Source organism: Rhizobium sp. 768_B6_N1_8 (assembly GCF_051811225.1).
Classification (GTDB): domain Bacteria; phylum Pseudomonadota; class Alphaproteobacteria; order Rhizobiales; family Rhizobiaceae; genus Rhizobium.
Map to the genome: position 1 here is coordinate 335,748 of NZ_JBPWPV010000003.1, position 17,775 is coordinate 353,522.

18 protein-coding genes and 1 pseudogene are annotated in these 17,775 nt (G+C 59.7%); 11 read left to right on the top strand and 8 right to left on the bottom strand.

The features are described 5' to 3' along the window. Window positions 1-35 precede the first annotated feature (35 nt). The 3 genes from AB8B33_RS36180 to AB8B33_RS36190 all read left to right on the top strand — a co-directional run bounded on the left by AB8B33_RS36180 (window position 36) and on the right by AB8B33_RS36190 (window position 1,091). A complete protein-coding gene (locus AB8B33_RS36180) occupies window positions 36-230 on the top strand; it encodes a hypothetical protein (RefSeq protein WP_310384305.1) in 195 nt (64 codons plus the stop codon). 27 nt (window positions 231-257) lie between these two features. Beyond that, window positions 258-842, top strand: a complete 585-nt coding sequence (locus AB8B33_RS36185) for an alpha-ketoglutarate-dependent dioxygenase AlkB (protein ID WP_439019171.1) — start codon at window positions 258-260, stop codon at window positions 840-842. 78 nt (window positions 843-920) lie between these two features. Then, complete coding sequence (locus AB8B33_RS36190) at window positions 921-1,091, top strand: cold-shock protein (protein ID WP_310384309.1); 171 nt, start codon at window positions 921-923, stop codon at window positions 1,089-1,091. 61 nt (window positions 1,092-1,152) lie between these two features. Here AB8B33_RS36190 and xth read toward each other — a convergent pair. After that, window positions 1,153-1,928, bottom strand: a pseudogene (gene xth / locus AB8B33_RS36195) (exodeoxyribonuclease III). A 3-nt stretch (window positions 1,929-1,931) separates the two neighbouring features. Next, entirely contained in the window at window positions 1,932-2,108 is a 177-nt protein-coding gene (locus AB8B33_RS36200) for a hypothetical protein (protein WP_439019172.1), read from the bottom strand. 198 nt (window positions 2,109-2,306) lie between these two features. Between AB8B33_RS36200 and AB8B33_RS36205 the strand changes: the two genes are divergently transcribed. The 6 genes from AB8B33_RS36205 to AB8B33_RS36230 all read left to right on the top strand — a co-directional run bounded on the left by AB8B33_RS36205 (window position 2,307) and on the right by AB8B33_RS36230 (window position 6,372). Beyond that, window positions 2,307-3,209 (top strand): non-homologous end joining protein Ku, encoded by a 903-nt coding sequence (locus tag AB8B33_RS36205; RefSeq protein ID WP_310384313.1) that lies wholly within the window; start codon window positions 2,307-2,309, stop codon window positions 3,207-3,209. Window positions 3,210-3,221: 12 nt separating this feature from the next. Continuing rightward, the gene (locus AB8B33_RS36210) at window positions 3,222-4,034 is read left to right on the top strand and encodes a non-homologous end joining protein Ku (protein ID WP_310384315.1); all 813 of its coding nucleotides are present in this window, start codon (window positions 3,222-3,224) and stop codon (window positions 4,032-4,034) included. After that, on the top strand, window positions 4,031-5,062 hold the full coding sequence (ligD, locus tag AB8B33_RS36215; RefSeq protein ID WP_439019173.1) for a non-homologous end-joining DNA ligase: 1,032 nt from the start codon (window positions 4,031-4,033) through the stop codon (window positions 5,060-5,062). Before AB8B33_RS36210 ends, ligD (AB8B33_RS36215) begins: the two co-directional genes overlap by 4 nt. 172 nt (window positions 5,063-5,234) lie before the next feature. Then, complete coding sequence (locus AB8B33_RS36220) at window positions 5,235-5,708, top strand: Hsp20 family protein (protein WP_439019174.1); 474 nt, start codon at window positions 5,235-5,237, stop codon at window positions 5,706-5,708. A 76-nt stretch (window positions 5,709-5,784) separates the two neighbouring features. Further along, window positions 5,785-6,084, top strand: a complete 300-nt coding sequence (locus AB8B33_RS36225) for a DUF982 domain-containing protein (RefSeq protein WP_310384322.1) — start codon at window positions 5,785-5,787, stop codon at window positions 6,082-6,084. 9 nt (window positions 6,085-6,093) lie between these two features. Further along, window positions 6,094-6,372, top strand: a complete 279-nt coding sequence (locus AB8B33_RS36230; protein ID WP_310384323.1) for a hypothetical protein — start codon at window positions 6,094-6,096, stop codon at window positions 6,370-6,372. A 12-nt stretch (window positions 6,373-6,384) separates the two neighbouring features. Here AB8B33_RS36230 and ligD (AB8B33_RS36235) read toward each other — a convergent pair whose 3' ends face one another. Further along, window positions 6,385-9,048 carry a DNA ligase D gene (gene ligD, locus AB8B33_RS36235; RefSeq protein WP_439019175.1) on the bottom strand — a complete coding sequence of 888 codons (2,664 nt, stop codon included), beginning with the start codon at window positions 9,046-9,048 and terminating at the stop codon, window positions 6,385-6,387. 226 nt (window positions 9,049-9,274) lie between these two features. Then, on the bottom strand, window positions 9,275-9,865 hold the full coding sequence (locus AB8B33_RS36240) for an SOS response-associated peptidase (RefSeq protein WP_439019176.1): 591 nt from the start codon (window positions 9,863-9,865) through the stop codon (window positions 9,275-9,277). 50 nt (window positions 9,866-9,915) lie between these two features. Between AB8B33_RS36240 and AB8B33_RS36245 the strand changes: the two genes are divergently transcribed. Further along, entirely contained in the window at window positions 9,916-10,425 is a 510-nt protein-coding gene (locus AB8B33_RS36245) for an SOS response-associated peptidase (RefSeq protein ID WP_310384329.1), read from the top strand. Window positions 10,426-10,526: 101 nt separating this feature from the next. Here AB8B33_RS36245 and AB8B33_RS36250 read toward each other — a convergent pair whose 3' ends face one another. The 3 genes from AB8B33_RS36250 to AB8B33_RS36260 form a co-directional block, all read right to left on the bottom strand. After that, on the bottom strand, window positions 10,527-12,713 hold the full coding sequence (locus AB8B33_RS36250) for an ATP-binding protein (protein ID WP_439019177.1): 2,187 nt from the start codon (window positions 12,711-12,713) through the stop codon (window positions 10,527-10,529). Window positions 12,714-12,944: 231 nt separating this feature from the next. Further along, a complete protein-coding gene (locus tag AB8B33_RS36255; RefSeq protein WP_439019323.1) occupies window positions 12,945-14,633 on the bottom strand; it encodes an ATP-binding protein in 1,689 nt (562 codons plus the stop codon). After that, the gene (locus tag AB8B33_RS36260; RefSeq protein ID WP_439019178.1) at window positions 14,620-16,140 is read right to left on the bottom strand and encodes an ATPase domain-containing protein; all 1,521 of its coding nucleotides are present in this window, start codon (window positions 16,138-16,140) and stop codon (window positions 14,620-14,622) included. The genes AB8B33_RS36255 and AB8B33_RS36260 overlap by 14 nt, the downstream gene beginning before the upstream one ends. A 255-nt stretch (window positions 16,141-16,395) precedes the next feature. Between AB8B33_RS36260 and AB8B33_RS36265 the strand changes: the two genes are divergently transcribed. After that, window positions 16,396-17,004, top strand: coding sequence for a TIGR00730 family Rossman fold protein (locus AB8B33_RS36265; RefSeq protein WP_310384334.1), 609 nt, complete (start codon window positions 16,396-16,398; stop codon window positions 17,002-17,004). 436 nt (window positions 17,005-17,440) lie between these two features. On the opposite strand, the gene AB8B33_RS36270 is transcribed toward AB8B33_RS36265, so the two are convergent. After that, complete coding sequence (locus tag AB8B33_RS36270; protein WP_439019179.1) at window positions 17,441-17,572, bottom strand: hypothetical protein; 132 nt, start codon at window positions 17,570-17,572, stop codon at window positions 17,441-17,443. Window positions 17,573-17,775 lie beyond the last annotated feature (203 nt).

A 17,775-nucleotide genomic window follows, 5' to 3' on the forward strand; every position in this document is an offset into this window, starting at 1 on the left:
CGACGCCGTGCGACAGTCCTCGAAAGGATAAACGAATGGAAGAACTCACCAGCCTAACGATCTCCGAAGAGCGCCTGGAGGATTGCCGCGACGTCATAGAACCTGAGCTTCAGGACCTGATCCGCAGTGCGCTGCAGACGGGTTTCTCGCGCGAGGAGATCCTGATCGCCGTCAGCGAACTGGTCGCCGAGGACTTCGCGACCGTGATGAAAACGCCGAGCGTCCATTGAGGCAATAGGCAACTTTGAGAGCCGCATATGAGCATAATGGAACAGCATGACCTCTTCGGTGCAATCGAGCCTGCGCTGCCGAACGGGTTTCGTTATACGCCGGATGTCGTCCCCGACAATCTGCAGCAGGCCCTTCTGGAAACGATGCCCGGACTTCCGTTCGCGGCATTCGATTTCCACGGCTTCGAAGGCAAGCGCAGGACGGTTTCGTACGGCTGGAAATACGACTTCGATACCCAGCGGGTTCGGAAAGGCAACGATATTCCGCCGTTTCTTTTGCCCGTGCGCGCGCTTGCCGGCAGTTTCGCCGGTATCGATCCCGACCGGTTGGAACAGGCTTTGGTGACCGAATATGGTTCCGGCGCTCCGATCGGCTGGCACAAGGATAAATTTGTCTTCGGTCGGGTGGTGGGAATTTCGCTTCTCTCTCCCTGCACATTCAGGCTAAGGCGACGCCACGGCGACAAGTGGCAGCGCAGCTCGATTATTCTCGAACCTGGATCGGCATACGTGATGGCGGGTGATGCACGAACTGTCTGGGAGCATTCCATCCCTGCGGTCGACAAGCTTCGTTATTCGATTACCTTTCGCGAACTAAATCCCGGTGCTTAAGGGAGCCATTGCCGACCGCGTATGCGAATGGCGGCTGCAAAAATTCAGGCAATTCTCCTCGTAAGAGGAAAATCATATATGCTCACGGGTAAGGTGAAATGGTTCAGCCCAGCTAAGGGTTTCGGTTTCATCACGCCTGACGAAGGCACTGACGACGTTTTCCTGCATCTCTCAAAGGTTGAGGAAGCCAATCTACCGACATTGGAAAGCGGAACCGCGCTTCAGTATTCTAATCGCTCCTTCTATTGATATCTCCGCCGCAGACTCCCGGGAGAGGGGCGGGTAGACGGGTATCTGGCCATAAGGTAAGTTACCGGTCATCGAGTTCAATCCACGTGGGTGCATGATCACTCGTGTGCTCCCAAGAACGCGCAAACTTGACGACACCGCACGCCGTTAGCCGTCCAGGCAGGGACGGGTTCAGCAGAAAATGGTCGATGCGCAAACCGGCATCACGAGCGAAGGCGTTCCGGAAATACTTCCAGAATGTATAGATGCGCTCATCGGGATGGAGGTATCGCATCGCGTCTGTCCAGCCCAGGGCCACGAGGTCGGCGAACGCGGCTCTCACGTCCGGACGAAACAACGCGTCGTCCATCCACCGCTCCGGCTTGTAGACGTCGAGGTCTCTCGGCAGACGTTGAAGTTGCCGACGAGCGCCACTGGCACATCGAGTTCCAGCAGTTCATCCGCGTAGGCGTGCAACCGTTCGAACCAGCGGAGCTTGTCGTCGAACTTTGGGCCAGGCGCGGGATTCCCCTTTGGAAGATAAAGACAACCCACGACGATACCGTCGATCGCCGCTTCGATGTAGCGGCTGCGGCTGTCGTCGGGGTCGCCTGGAAGTCCTGGACGCGTTTCGCGCGGGTCCTGATCGCGGACGAGAACCGCAACGCCATTCAAGGGTTTCTGGCCGTGCCAGATCGCACCGTACCAGGCGCGCTTTGTCTCTCGGGGGGAGACTTCTCGTCCGGCGCCTTCAGTTCCTGCAGGCAAACGACGTCGGCCTTCGCCTCGTCCAGCCAGCGAAGCCGCACGTCGAGCCCGTCCGTTGATGCCCCTGGCGTTGTACGGGACGAGCTTCATCCGTCAGTGCTTGCGATCGCCCCTGTCGCCCTGGCCCGGCTCGGCGTCGTATTTGGCATCGTGGCGCGCGTCGGCTGACAGCGACCTCGAGACCTCGACGCTTTCCTTGAACTTCCCTTCCTTGTCACGACGGACATAGCGTTTGTCGGTACCGGTGTCGATCAGTTCGCGTTTGCTCATGGCGGGACTCCTTCGTGGTTGCTGCACACCAAAACGCGCGTGGCGTCCAAAAGATGCATGCGAATCAGGACTCTACGCAGGACTCGCAAAACGGGCGGGCCTAATCGCGCTAAGTCATTGAAAAATGATTCGTTTCGACTCGGAACAATTCCATGCCGATTCGCTTGAATCGCCTAGGTCGTGTAGGGAGATTGCGTCATGGTTGCTCCGCGAGCGAATTGGAAGGGCTTCATCAAGTTCGGAGAGGTTGCCTGTCCCGTGGCTCTCTACACCGCCGCATCATCGTCGGCCCGCATTGCCTTCAACACGCTGAACCGCAAGACTGGCAATCGTGTGAGGCGCGAGTTCGTCGACAGCGAAACGGGTGATCCGGTCGAGCGGGACGATCAGGTCAAAGGCTACGAGATCGAAAACGGCCAGTACATTATTCTCGAGCCGGATGAGGTCGCGGCCGCCGTACCCGAGAGCGACAAGACCCTGAAGATCAACGCGTTCATTCCCTGCAACGAAATCGACGACGTCTATTTCGACAAGCCCTATTACCTGGCACCCGACAAGATGGGGACCGATGCCTTCATGCTGCTGCGCGATGGCATGAAGAAAGCCAAAGTCGCGGCGATCGCGCGTACGGTGCTCTTCCGCCGTATGCGCACGGTACTGATCCGGCCGCATGGCAAGGGTTTGATCGCTACCACGCTGAACTTCGACTACGAAGTCCGCTCATCGGCGGAAGCCTTCGAGGAACTCCCAGATCTCAAGATCGAAGGCGAGATGCTGGAGCTTGCCGAGCACATCATTGGCACCAAGAAGGGAAGCTTCGACGCCAGTACATTTGAAGATCGCTACGAAACAGCCGTTGCCGAGCTGGTGAAGGCCAAGATCGAAGGTCGTTCGCTGCCGAAAAAGAAAGCGCCCGCAGAATCCAAGCAGAGCGATCTTCTCCAGGCCCTGCGCGAGAGCGCCGGTCTGGTCGCGAAGAAAGCGGAGCCGAAACGCACCGCCGCCAATGCCAATAAGGGCGCTGGCCGGCAGAAGGCGACCAAGCCTATTGTGGCTGCGAAATCCAAGTCTGCTGCTGCGCCGACGCGCCGCGCGAGCTGATCGGAGGAAGGAATGGCTGTCCGCCCCTACTGGAAAGGCTATCTGAAGCTCTCCCTCGTAACCTGTCCCGTGCAGATGATGCCAGCGATCTCCGAGAACGAGAAGGTGCGCTTCCATACCCTGAACCGCGAGACCCAGAACCGCTTGGTCAGCCATTACGTCGACTCCGTCACCGGTAAAGAGGTGAAGGACGAAGACGAGGTGAAGGGCTACCAGCGCGGTGAGAACGAATACGTCATTCTGGAAGACGAGGAGTTGGAGAACGTCGCCCTCGAAAGCACCAAGACGATCGACATCTCGACGTTCACGCCGCGCGACAGCGTCGAGTGGATTTGGCTCGACACCCCCTACTATCTGTCGCCCAACGACCCGGTGGGGCAGGAAGCGTTTTCGGTCATCCGTGACGCGATGGAAGCCCAGGACATGGTCGGCATCTCCCGGCTGGTCATCTCCCGCCGCGAACGCGCCGTCATGCTGGAACCACGCGGCAGGGGCATTGTGCTTTGGACATTGCGATTTGGGGATGAAGTCCGTGACGAGGATACCTATTTTGCAGGCATCGGCGATGAGACCGCGGATTCCGACATGATGCCTTTGGTGCAGCAATTGATCAAAAAGCAGACGCAGCACTGGAATCCGAAGATGGTGATCGATCCGGTGCAGGACCGGCTGCTCGATATCATCGCCGAAAAGAAGAAGACGCTGAAGAAGCCAACGAAGACCAAGGTCAAGACGCCGGCCTCGTCGCCCGCGGCGAGTAACGTTATCAATATCATGGATGCCTTGAAAAAGTCGGTAGCGGCGGAAAGCCGGAACGGCAAATGAGCAAACGCGCCAAGCCGTTGCTGCACGACGACAGCTTCACCGCGAAATCCCAGCCGCGCCGTAAGCGCGATCCCGCGCAGCCGAACCTTCCTTTCGATCCAATGCCCGATCGGGTCGAGCCATGCCTCGCACTGTTAAAGTCCGTCCCACCGGCAGGCCCCAACTGGGCCTACGAAATTAAATGGGATGGCTATCGCCTGGCAATTCACATCGAGCCAGGCGGTGTTCGGATCATCACCCGCGGCGGCCACGACTGGACACACCGGTTCCCAACAATTGCGGCTGCAGCTAAGGAGCTTGGGGGCGGGACAGCGATCCTCGACGGGGAGGCTGTCGTCCTCAACGGTGAGGGCCGCTCCGACTTCGGAGCGCTGCAGCGATCGCTAGGCGGACGCGGCGGCAAACGGGCCTCGACAGAGTCCATCCTATTCGCCTTCGACCTCCTGTATTTCGATGGGCACGATCTGACGAAGACTGAGCTGTCGCTCCGCCGGCACCTATTAGAAGATCTGCTCGATGGCGCGGTTGGTGCGATACAGCTTTCCGAAGAGGTGCAAGGCGACGGCGCCGAGCTTCTGGAAAACGCCCGCTTGCTTGGGATGGAAGGTATCATCGCCAAACACCGCGACAGCCCGTACCGCTCCGGCCGGACGGGAGACTGGCTGAAAATCAAGTGCGTCCAGACCGAAAGCTTCATGGTCATTGGGTACGAGCAGTCAGCCGCCGCGCGAGGCGGGATCGGCAGCCTTTTGCTTGCGGCTCGCCGCGGCCATGACTGGGTCTATGTCGGCGCCGTCGGCACGGGCTTCAAGGAAAAGGACGCGACATACCTGAAGACGACGCTCGATATGTTGAAGACCAGGACGCCTGTCGTTCCGCTGAAGGGCAAGAACTATATCTTCGCCCAGCCGACGCTGATTGCCGAGATCGAGTTCCGGGGCTGGACCGACGACGGCAATTTGCGGCACGCGTCCTACAAGGGACTTCGGGAAGTTCAGGATAACGCGGCGGTTTACGCGCTAGATTGAGTGGCGGGCCGGCCCACGCAAAAAGGCCAGAATTTTTTCTGGCCGCACTCTTGAATCAAAATATGCCAAAAACCAAATCGATTACGTCAGCCGCTGATGACAGGGCTGGCCTTGCTGGAGGCGTCGTCTTTCGGCCCTCCCGTACCCATGTTGCTTCAAGGAGGATATGGCTATGGCAACATCTTACGACTATGCACCCCTCTTCCGCTCGAGCGTCGGCTTCGACCGGGTCTTCAATCTTCTCGAAAACGCCCAGCGTGCCCGCTCGATCAGCGACTGGCCGCCCTATGACATCGTCAAGACCGGTGGCGACAGCTACCGGATCTCGATTGCGGTGGCGGGCTTCGCGCAGGACGATCTCGACATCACCTTCCAGTCCAATCTTCTGACCGTCACCGGCAAGAAGCAGGAAGCAGCAAACGAAGGCTACCTGCATCGCGGCATTGGCGGCCGTCCCTTCGAGCATCGGTTCGAACTTGCAGATCATGTCATGGTGAACGGGGCCGACCTCAGCAACGGTCTCTTGTCGATCGATCTGGTTCGCGAGATCCCGGAGGCACTGAAGCCGCGCAAGATCTCCATCCAGAGCGCTCCCGCAATGACGTCTGCTGCTCCAGCGCAGATCGAAGCGCAAAAGGCCGCGTAACTGCGTTATCCGCAGAACAGGGCGCCGTTGCGACGGCGTCCATCCATCAACATTCCGGGTTGGGAAGGAGAGAGCGATGAAACCCGATATGTTCAGACAGCCAGTTTTCATTCTTGTCGGCCTTGGCTTTCCGGCAGAGGTTCGCGGCGTGATGGACGCCTACCGGCATCTTGCCGAATGGCCAGCATCGTTGCGGGACGCGGCGCACTCGGTGGCGCTCAGGGCATGCAGTGCCGCGTTGCGCGGTGAAATCGAAGCGGAGACCGCGCGTGGGCTCTTCGCCGCCTTTGCCGAGAAACATGATCTGCTGGCACCGGAAAATAACGTGATCCCCGCGTCGCACCTGCGGCGGGACAAAGATCCGCACGTGCGGTGAGGTGGTCCGATGATACACGATATGTTGCAGCAGGCGGCCAGCAACGCTATGGCCATGGGACCAACGATCCTGCTTCAGGGTGCGCAGCTTCGGAGGCCAATCGATGTGGTGAGAGCGCCGTCTCTCTGCGTCGATGACAAGCGAGCAATCCTCGCGGCCTGGGCATCGGATTTTTATGCGGTTGATTCAAAGCCAGCCCTCCGCCAGGTGCCAGGAACACCAGAGCCAGTCTCGATCGATGAAGTGCAGTCTGCCCTTAAAGAACTCGACCGGCGCTATGGCATCTGACCGATCGCGCGTTCAGGCGGCCTGATTCATCGACTTGGCAAGGCGCTTGATCGCCTGTTCGAGCGATCGCTGCCCATCGCAGTAGTCCTGCCAGGCACTCGTCTTCGCCAGGAGTGCCGGCACCGTGCGGACGGTAAATCGCTTCGGATCGAGATCCGTCTTCACCTGGCTCCATGCGAGAGGCATCGACACCGGAGCGCCGGGCCGGGCGCGCGGCGACAGTGGCGCCACGGCAGTCGCCATGCGATCGTTGCGCAGATAGTCGAGGAAGATGCGGCCGTTGCGTTGGTTCTTCGCCATCTTGATCAAATAGAGTTCTGGGTTCTCCCGCGCCATCTGCAGGCAGACGTCGTGCGCAAAACCTTTTGCCTCGGGCCATGCCAGTTTCTTGCCCTTCGCCACCGCAAGCGGCGTGACGACATGCAGCCCCTTGCCGCCCGTGGTCTTGCAGAAACTGACAAGGCCGAGTTCCTCCAGCCGATCACGCAACTCTCGGGCTGCCTCGACGACGGTGGAGAAGGGTACGTCCGGACCGGGATCGAGGTCGAAGACGAGCCGACCCGGGACCTCAGGCTGTTTCGGTTCGCAATTCCAGGGGTGCAGTTCCACGCCGCCGATCTGGGCGATGGCCGCCAAGCCCTCTACGCGGTCGATCTGCAGGTAGGGCTTCTTATCGCCGAAGACGGTCACCAGTTCCAAGAGGTTCGACGTTCCGGGCATGGCATGGCGCTGGAAGAACTGCTCACCGCCGATGCCATCGGGCGTCCGGATGATCGAGCACGGCCGGCCTTTGATGTGGTCGATGAGCCAAGGTCCGACGACTTCGTAGTAGTTCGCAAGCTCAACCTTGGTGACCGGCCTGTCGTCGCCAGCGTCGGGCCACAACGGTTTCTCGGGATTGGAGATCAGCACGCCCATCACATTTGCCTTGCCGCCCTTCCGGAAGGATTTTGCCGGCGCTGGCTTTTCGGCCTCTGCCTCCGGATCAGGCACATCGGCTTCTTCGGGTGAGACAGGCTTTTCTGCGACGACTTCCCCTGCTGGTTTATCTTCCCGCAGGCCCTTAAACGCTGCCTGGCGGACAAGGCCATCGGCGGTCCAGCCCGCGAACTCGATCTCCGCCACCAGGTCCGGCTTCACCCACACGACGTTGGCATCCTTCTTCGGCGACCCGATACCGGTGAACGGTGACTTGGCCGTTTCCAGCGCGCGCAGCTTGGGGAGCAGAACATCGACTTTGCCGGCGCCATAGCCCGTGCCGACACGGCCGACATAGACGAAATGGCTGCCGCGGTTGACGCCAACCAGCAGCGACCGGAACTTGCCGTTGGTCGTGGCATATGCGCCGATCACCACCTCATGGCCTGCCCGGCACTTCGATTTGACCCAGGTGTCGGTGCGGCCCGATTGATAGGGAGCGTCGGCCTGCTTCGAGACGATCCCTTCGAGCGAGAGCATGCAAGCAGACTTCAAGACGGCGTCGCCGCCGGTTTCGAAATGCTCGACGAAACGCAGGCGTGGATCGTCGCCTGCATCGCTCAGCAATGTCTGCAGCCGATCCTTGCGCTCCGTCAGCGGCAGCTCTCGAAGATCCTCATTGCCGTCAAACATCAGGTCGAAGGCGAAATATACCAGCGCATCCGTCCTGCCTTCCGATAGCGCCGCCTGCAGCGCGGCGAAGTCCGGCGCCCCGTTTTCATCGAGCGCGCAGATCTCCCCGTCAATGATCGCGTCGGGCAGGTTTGCGGCGGAAGCAGCGATGGCCGGATATTTGCCTGTCCAGTCGAGGCCCTTGCGGGTCTTGAGCGTCACATCGCCGTTTTCGATACGCATCTGGATCCGGTAACCGTCGAACTTGATCTCGTGGATCCAGCCGTCCGCCGTAGGTGGACGTTCGCGCGTTTCGCAGAGCTGCGGCGCGATAAACTCCGCTATCGCGGATTTCGTTGGCTTTGTCGGCGTCGGCTTCTTCTTGGGCTTCGTTTCTGCTTTGCGTTCTTCCGCTGCAAGGCCGTGGTTGCTGTCCCACACGGCATCCGCCTGCACGTCGCCACTTTCGATCATGAACGGTTTTGGCTTCTTGCCCCTGCCGGCAGCGATCGCTTCCATCGTCCGGCCGGAGGCAACAGAGGTTGCGTTCTCTTCCAGGACTGCCGCGCCGTTGTCGTCGACGGAGAAATCATCGTGGTGTTTGATCAGCAGCCAGTTGGTGCGTTTGCCGCCGTCACGGTCACTACGCATCCGCACGAGAACGAAGCTGCCATGCAGTCGCTCGCCTTCGAGGGTGAATTTGAAGTCGCCCTTAGCAAGAGCCTGCTCGGGGCTCTTGCTGCCTTCCGGCTCCCAATAGCCGCGATCCCAGAGCATCACCGTGCCGCCGCCATATTGGCCTTTCGGAATCGTGCCTTCAAAGTCCCCGTAGTCGAGCGGATGATCCTCGACCTCGACGGCAAGACGTTTGTCGTGTGGATCGAGAGACGGGCCTTTGGTCACCGCCCAGGATTTGAACACACCATCGAGCTCAAGCCGGAGATCGTAATGCAATCGGGTCGCGTCATGTTTCTGGATGACGAAGCGGCGACGGTTCGACCCCTTCAACTTCGCCTGGCCGCTCGGCTCCTGCGTCTTCTGAAAGTCGCGCTTCTGCTTGTAGGTTGAGAGCTTGTCGCTGGCCATCGCGATCCCCGGTACACTTCCTCCATCCGCGTCGAATGACGACGGAGCTGAGGCGCAGGCCGGACAGGTGGGACGCTCGGCTGCCGTTTCGTTGGCCGCAAGGAGCGCGTTCATCAACCCTGTCACGTCCGGTTGGACGGCACGCGACCTCGCAACTGAGAAGCCCCCAGCGCGCATTTTGTTCCAATTCAGCCTGTCGAGATGCGGTAGTGGAACAGAAAACGCGTCAGCCGACCTGTTCGACATTAAGGGTGCCGGCGGGAAGCGGCCTGATCAGAGATTTCGCCGAGACAGAGGGATCGAGCCAGTCGGCCCAGGCGTCCCGCTCAAGGATAGCGATCTGCCGGTCATGGTAAGGTGCGATATCCGGGCCAGGCTCCGTTGTCAGCATGGTGAAGGCTTGCCCGACGTCATCCGTGTCGCGCCAGATGCCGGCGACGCAGAAGATCGGTTCCTCCTTCTTGGTGAACAGCCACTTGTCCTTGCGCTTTTTCCCCTTTTCCGTTGGATCGGTGAACTCGTAGAAGCCGTCTGCGATGATCAGGCAGCGATTGGAGTTGAACTCGCGTCCGTCCGATCGAAAGTTATACACCGGCCGCTTGTTTAGTCCCGGCCAGCTCCAGCGCCGCTGCACTAGATCGCCTTCACCCCGCGTGCCCTCGATCGTGCGGACGATCGGCGCCATGTCGGTGATCTTGATGTCCTCGCGTGCATCAACGTTCGGTGCACCTTCACCAAAACGGATCTTGATCTTGAGGTGGGCGAAATCCTCGACGATCGAAGCCACGTCCATCATCAACCGATAATCATTGCACATGTGTTCCTCGCAGTCTTGTCGTGAAGCTGAGTTCTTGCTATGTTCTACATATGGTGAACGCGAAGGTTTTCCAGTCCGACGCCCCGCTCGACGAGCGTCGCGTTATCATAAGACGGCGGGACGGCGATGTGGAGATGGTCGAGCTGCCCTGGGGGCTGCGTCCGCTCGATGGTGGGTCGCGCGCGGTCAATGTCGTCCGCTCTGAAGGAAAGACGTTTTCAACCCGCCGCTGCCTGGTGCCGGCATCCGAGTTCCGTCATCGCAGTGGGGGCAAGAATTTCATTTTCTCGCTCGCCAACGGCGACTGGTTCTATTTCGCAGGGATCTGGCGGCCGGGCTCTTCAGATTGGCCCGAGGCCTATGCCATCCTGACGATCGAGGCGAATGCCGACATCGCGCCCTATCATGACCGGCAGATGGCGGTCCTGACGCGCGATCAACGGATGGATTGGCTTGACCGGCTTGTACCCGAAGATGAAATCCTGCGGCCACTTCCCGTCGGAACCTTCCGTGTCAAACCTCTTTCCAACGCTTCCTTCCAGCCAAGAGTTGCGGTCTAAATTGCGAGCCGCAACGACGGCGTCAACGGGTTATTTCCGACCTGCGCGAGCGCATCGCCTCGCTGGAGGGCTGTCGGCCAGAAAGGCTGGCTGTCGAGCCATCAGTTACGGTCGAGGACATCCCGGACGCGTACGGCCAGATCCTCGAAGGAGAATGGCTTGGGCAGCAAATGCACGCCCTTGTCGAGCCGGCCATGATGAACGATGGCGTTGCGGGAATAGCCTGTCGTGAACAACGCCTTCAGCGTCGGGTCTGTCTCACGCGCTTTAGCAACCACGTCTGCGCCGCTCATGCCGCCTGGCAACACCACATCCGAAAAGATCAGATCGACTTTACCGTGGGTCGACAGCGCCTGCAGAGCCGCAGGGCCGTCCTTGGCTTCGAGTACATGGTAGCCGAGTTCGCGCAGCGATTCGACCGAATAGGCACGGACATCCGGATCGTCCTCGACGACAAGAATGACCTCGCCGGGCGCAGCGTCGGGGATAGCAGGTGCCTCTACCACATCTTCATCGGCCCCGTCCGACAAGAGCCGCGGCAGGTAGATCTTGACCGTCGTTCCCTCTCCGACTTCCGAGTAGATCTTCACATGGCCCTTCGATTGCTTGACGAACCCATAAACCTGGCTGAGGCCAAGCCCGGTGCCCTTGCCCTGGTCCTTGGTCGTAAAGAACGGCTCGAACACGTGCGACAGCGTATCGGCGTCCATCCCCGACCCAGTGTCGGAGACGCTGATGGCACTATACTGTCCGGGGATCACTTCTGCGTGCGCTGAAGCATAGGCTTCGTCCAGATGAGCGTTGAATGTCTCGATGGTCAGCTTGCCGCCTTCAGGCATCGCGTCGCGCGCATTGATTGCGAGATTAAGAAGCGCGCTTTCCAGTTCGTTGGGATCGGCTTCCGCCTTCCAGAGGCCGGCGGCGAGTACAACTTCAATGTTGTAGATCTCGCCGAGCGTCCGGTGCAGGAGTTCGGACATGCCGCGGATCAGGCTGTTGGCATCGATCGGCTTGGGGTCGAGCGGCTGCCGCCGGGCAAAGGCGAGAAGCCGTTGCGTCAGGGCCGCTGCCCGCCTCGCGCCGTTCATCGCCTGCGAGGCTGCCCTTCGCAACCGCCCCGCTTCCGGCGGCAGGTTCCGCGTGAGCGTGTCGAGATTGCCGACAATGATCTGCAGTAGATTGTTGAAATCGTGGGCGACTCCCCCCGTCAACTGCCCAACCGCCTCCATTTTCTGGGCTTGCCGCAGCGCCTCTGCGTTCTGGGTCAGCTCCTCCGTCTTCTGCTTGACGAGATGCTCCAGATTGGCGTTCAGTTCCTTGAGTGCTTCTTCAGCGCGGCGTCTTTCCTGCAGCTCACGTTGTGCGGCCTCGTACAGCCGGGCGTTGTCGATGGCGACCGCAGCTTCGCCGGCGAGGCCAGCGAGACCGCTTTCTGACGCCTCGTCGAACACGCCGATGTCAGCATGCCCGAAGAACAGTCCACCAATTACCTCGCCCATTCGCGAGATGACTGGCACGGCCAGATAGCTCCGTACGGGAAGATGACCTTCCGGCATCCCTTTTCGCGGCTCATTCTTGCCGTACCGGCTGTCCTGGGTGATATCGGCGCAACGCACAATCCCCTCTCCGAGAAAGGTCGGTGCAAAGACAGCCGTATTGCGTGGCATGGGAAACTTCGAGAATGCCTCGCGAGGTACACCGGATAGCGTGTAGAGCATGTAGCTCTCGCCCGATGGATTGATGACGTTGTGGAAGAATGCGCCGAACTGCGCTCCGGTAAGCTCGACACCGGCATCCGTTACCAGTTGAACAACCTTCTCCAGGTCATTCTCGCGCGCGAGGTCTGCTCCGGCTCGATTGAGGATCTCGAGCGCGCGGGTACGCTCTCGCAGCGCGATCTCCGTCTCGCGCTGCTCGGTGCGATCACGCAGCACTTTCACGAAACCGACAAGCTTTCTCTCATCATCCATTATCGGCGTTGTCTCACCAACGGCCCAGATGCGGCCACCGCCCCTCTGTAGCCGCCATCCTTCGCCGCTTCCCTTTCCGCTGGTCCTGGCGTCGGTCAGTTCCGCCTCGAGCAGCGCGGCGGCTCCTCCTTCCGGCGGAAAGATCGCCACCAGAGTTTTGCCCAGCATTTCGTCCTGCGACCAGCCGAGGAGAGCTTCAGCGCCCTTGCTCCAGCCGGTGATTATGCCATCGACGTCGAGCATGATGATCCCGGTGTCGACTGCGCTGTCGAGGACCTGTTGGAGGCGTTCGGCGGGGAAATGGGAAGCAGTGTTCATTCTATGGCCTGCTCGTTGAGGTGCAGATGGCGCGGCGCGATGCAATGCGGTGGACTTGCATTGGAGGGATATGGCGAGAAGTTAAGCAATCGGCGAACGACGGAAGACGGCGCGCGATCGGCGTGCTCCCCATCTGCGCACTCCCACACACATGACTGGCGAAAGGACACACGGTCCTTCTTGGATGAGCAGATACCCGTCGAGCCGCTCCCGCTGTTGTTTGTTGCACCCTCAATTTCCGTCTCCACCGGCCATGGTTCGCCGAAGGGCCTCTTCGAGCTCCGCCAATTGGTAGGGCTTGCGCAGGATCTTGATCCCCTGTGCCTCCGCGTCCTGTTTTGCCGCCTCGGAATAACCGCTAGTGAGCAGGACGGGCAAATCGCTCCGGCGGAGCCGGATCTCCTTCGCGAGCTCCACACCGTTCATCCCGCCTGGCATCATGATGTCAGAGAACACGAGGTCGACGCTGCGGCCGTTGGCCAAGGCGCCAAGTGCAGCTGCAGCCGACGCTGCCCGCACCACCTCAAATCCGAGCTCGTCGAGCATCTCAGCAACGAGCGCCGCGACTTCGTCGTCGTCTTCGACCAGCAGGACGTTACCGGCAGCTTCTGCTCGCCGCCTTGCGACATGCAGATCGACCAGGTGGTGCTGATCAAACGCTGGACGGTTTGAGGAGCGCGGTAGCAGTAGCGAGATCGTGGTTCCTTTCCCAACTTGACTTTCTATCTCGACCGTCCCGCCGGACTGCTGAGCGAAGCCGTGAACCTGCGCGAGACCAAGACCCGATCCCTTGCCGATATCTTTCGTCGTGAAGAAGGGCTCGAATACCCTCGCCTGCACCTCAGGCGTCATTCCGGAGCCATCGTCAGCGACGACGAGGCGAACAAAGTCGCCGTGACCGTCAGCTTCTGCCCGTGCCGCTTTATTCTCGCCGGTAATCTTGATCGTGCCCCCCTTCGGCATCGCGTCGCGCGCGTTGACCGCGAGGTTCAAAACCACGAGTTCGAGTTCGCTGGCATCGACTTCGACCGGCCACAAGTCTGGTGAGAGATCAATGACGACGTGGACGTCGCCCCTCAAGCTACGGTCCAGCAACTCCCGCATGCCGCCGATCTGGCGCGCCAGGTTGATGGTTTGCGGTTTGAGCTCCTGACGCCGGGAGAAAGCCAGCAGCTGGCGTGTCAGGCCCGATCCTCTTTCAGCAGCTTGCCGCATGCCGTCCATCAGCCGCTTGCGCCTCGCCGGGTCCGCCTGCCGATCGAGCATTTCGAGGCCTCCGGAAATGACCATCAGCAGGTTGTTGAAGTCGTGAGCGATGCCCCCTGTCAACTGGCCAATGGCTTCGATCTTCTGAGCCTGACGAAGTTTCTCCTCGACTTCGGCCCGGACGCGTATCTGGTCCCGCAGAGCTGTGTTAGCTGCTTCAAGCGCCTCGGTTCGGGCCACAACGAGTTGCTCAAGCTGCTGTGCCGAACGCTCGCGTTCCTCAAGCAGCGCGCGCAGCTGCAACTGCCGTTTCCTTGCACGAAGTGCTGATTGCAAGCTGCTGACGAGCGTGAGCGCCTGGACCGGTCGCTCCAGAAGCGCCACATTGCGCAGCTTGGCGATCACGTCCTGCCGCCACCCTTCGATGCCCATCTGCTCCTGGCGGCTGGTGAGCAAAATAAAGGGAAGGTCCGACCACGGTGGCTGGTCGGCGACCCATTTGTATAACGAGCTGGCATTTGTTCCAAACAGCGCTTCCTCGGCAAGAAACGCTGCTGATGCGCCGGCTTCAAGTTCTCTCACAAACGCGTAAAGATCACCGCATGCTTTGGCAGCGATCCCGTTGCGCATGAGCAGCTCGACGGACGCGGCCGCATCCCTGCCCACCGGTGCAAAGACGAGAACGGGTTCGGGCTCGGATTCACTTAACGCCATCACGTCCGTCAACTGAATTTACTGCTGGAGCTGCGGTAAAATGGGGCGATCCCGCCAGCACGCCAATGAAGCCGGCCGTCGGTGGCCCAAGCCAAATGCCTTTATCCGACAGGCTGAATTCGCGAACGCTATGCTCGTGCTGGCCGCTTCGCTTTTTGACGACCGAGATCGCGCGGCGAACCGTGCCGTGCACCTCGAAATAACGCAGCATCACAACGGCATCGCTGAGGTAGCTCAGGTCGAGCGGCGCTTCGAGAGGACCGACGAGCCCATGTTGAGCGAGAACAAGGATCGACATGATACCGCGCTGCCCGAGATAGGTCAGCAATTCGTGCATCTGCAGGATCAGGAAACGCTCGTCCGGCATTGCATTCATGTAACCGTTCAAGCTGTCAATGACGATGACGCGGGCACCATTGTTCTCGACGCTTCTCTGGACGTTGGCCGTGAATTCGCCTGGCGACATTTCCGCCGGATCGATCTGCTGCAAGCGGATCATCCCGCTTTGCAAATGTTTCTGCAAATCGAAGCCGAGAGTCCTGGCCCGCGCCTGCAGGGTTCCACGCCCTTCGTCGAAAGCATAGATGACGGCATGCTCGCCACGGTCGGCGGCCGCCAGAGCATAGGTCAGGGCGAGCGACGATTTTCCCACCCCGGCCGCGCCGAGAAACAAGGCGTTCGTCCCGCGCTCGAGCCCGCCACCCAGCATCTGATCGAGTTCTGCGATGCCGCTCGAGGTAAACTCCTCCTCAAACGCAAGATGGTGATCTGCTGCGATCAGCCGGGGGAAGACGTGGAGCCCGCCCTTCTCGATGATAAAATCATGGTAGCCCCCGCGAAACTTGATCCCGCGCATCTTTACGACGCGAAGGCGGCGACGTTCCGCGCCGTAGTCGATCGCGGTCTGCTCCAGCAAGACGACACCATGCGCAATGGAATGGAGCTGAAGGTCGTTTTGCTGAGACGATAAATCGTCGAGAAGAATGACCGTACACTGTCGGCTGGTGAAATAGTGCTTCAGCGCGAGCACTTGCCGCCGGTAACGCAGAGGACTATGGGCCAGCAGACGCAACTCGGACAGGCTGTCGATGACGACCCGCTTTGGGTTGAGCTCGGACACTCGGTCGAGGATGAGCTTCGTCGTCTCGTTCAGTTCCATCTCCGCCGGATGAAACACCGTCAGCTCGCGATCCGGATCGAGCGTCGTTTCCGGGGGAACAAGCTCGAAGAGGCTGACGCCGTCGAGCGACCAGCCGTGGCGTTTGGCGACGAGCTGCAGTTCGCGTTCCGTCTCCGACAGCGTTATATACAGCACCTGCTCCCCTTGCCGAGCGCCTTCGAGAAGAAATTGCAAGGCTATCGTGGTTTTGCCTGTGCCGGGGCGGCCCTCGTAGAGGTAAAGCCGGTTTTCGTCCAAGCCACCTTCAAGGATCACATCAAGGCCCGCGACCCCGGTGGAAATGCGCGGCGTGTCGATCGTCTCCACTTCATCTGATGTTTCAGACATGTCTTACCTATGCAGCATGAATAAGCGGTGAGATGCATATAGATCAGCGTTGTTGGGGCTCAAGTGGCCGAATAGCGAGCTTTGGCTGTGACGGTCGGTCCCGGGACAGTTCATAAGAACGGTCTCGTCGTCGCTCCCTTCGCTCTAGTGTTCCGAGGGTCTCAGCGCTCGCCGAGTGACGAGGGGAGGGCGGACCCAACGCGGCGGAACATCCCGTCTCTTGACTAGAGCTTCTGCCTTACCGTTTATGATGCAATGACAAACATTCATTCGATTTGCGTATATTGTGGTTCTTCACCGGGCAACGATCCTGCGTTCGTTGAAGCCGGTGAAAAATTAGGTGCTGCCATCGCCAAGGCGGGGCTGGAACTGATCTACGGCGGTGGCACCAACGGCGTGATGGGCGCCGTCGGCCTCTCAGCGCTGAAAAACGGCGGCAAGGTCGGCGCTATCATCCCCAAGTTTCTGACAAATCGCGAATCGACCGCTGATGCGCTCAGGATTTTCGATGATTTGACCATTACCGAGACGATGCATGAGCGTAAACACGCCATGTTCCAACGTTCCGACGCTTTTGTCGCGTTGCCGGGTGGGATAGGCACTGTCGAAGAGATCGTTGAAATCATGACCTGGGCGCAGCTAGGACAGCATCGGAAGCCTATGGTCTTCGCCAATATATTGGGCTTCTGGAATCCGATGCTCTCCATGATCGAACACATGGAAAAAGTTGGATTTTTGCATAGCCGCCATCTGATCCAGCCAATCGTTGTCGATCGGGTGGAGGACATTATACCGGCCATCCAAAATGCCGCGCGACCTCCCGAGGTTTCCGAGGGCGTGCCGTCGATCATCGACAATATGTAAGGCGGTATCGACCAATCGATTTTGTGACGGTTGGCGCATGACTTGCCCCGTTGAAGTAATGCGTTATGAAGTAAGCTCTGGCCTATCGAAAGGACCAGGGAATGAAGCGCAGGGGCGAGGCGGACCATCCCATTAGTGGTGAGCCACGCGATGTAAGCCCGCAACGCGGATGATGGAAAACCATGACCGACAATTCGAGGAGTGGGCATACCGCATTCTTGATACTGCGGAAGACTGGGGTACTTTCACATCAAGAAAGTCTTACCGGTTTGCTTCGACCCCACAAACCCTTGTTATGACGAAATGATCACCGCCAATATTGGCCGCTCGTCGGTTCACCTCTCCTCAAGAGCTCGGACCGTCTGGCGGTAATCCACCCTTTAGTGAACATCCCTCGATGACGAGGACCGTGGCCAAGGGATACCGTCGATCCCAGCTAGGATGTGCCGGACAAGTTACGGAGAGCGGCCACGACATCGCCATCAAGCCATCCGACATAGGCCCAGATGAGCACCAGGGGCCAGAGCGCACAGCCCAGGAACAGCGTGACCCATCCTCCGATGGTCACTGCCTGCGCCCATGGATGGTTCCGAGTGTGGCAATCATGCCTGGAAGCATGGCGAGGAAGACAACGCTGCGACCGTGCTGAGGACGAGCACGACGAGAACGATCCAGGCGAGGATGTCCAGCACACCGATGTCGTCACCTCACCTGAGCTGGACTTCGACCCCAAAACACCAAAGCGGAACTTGTAACGACATCATCTTTACG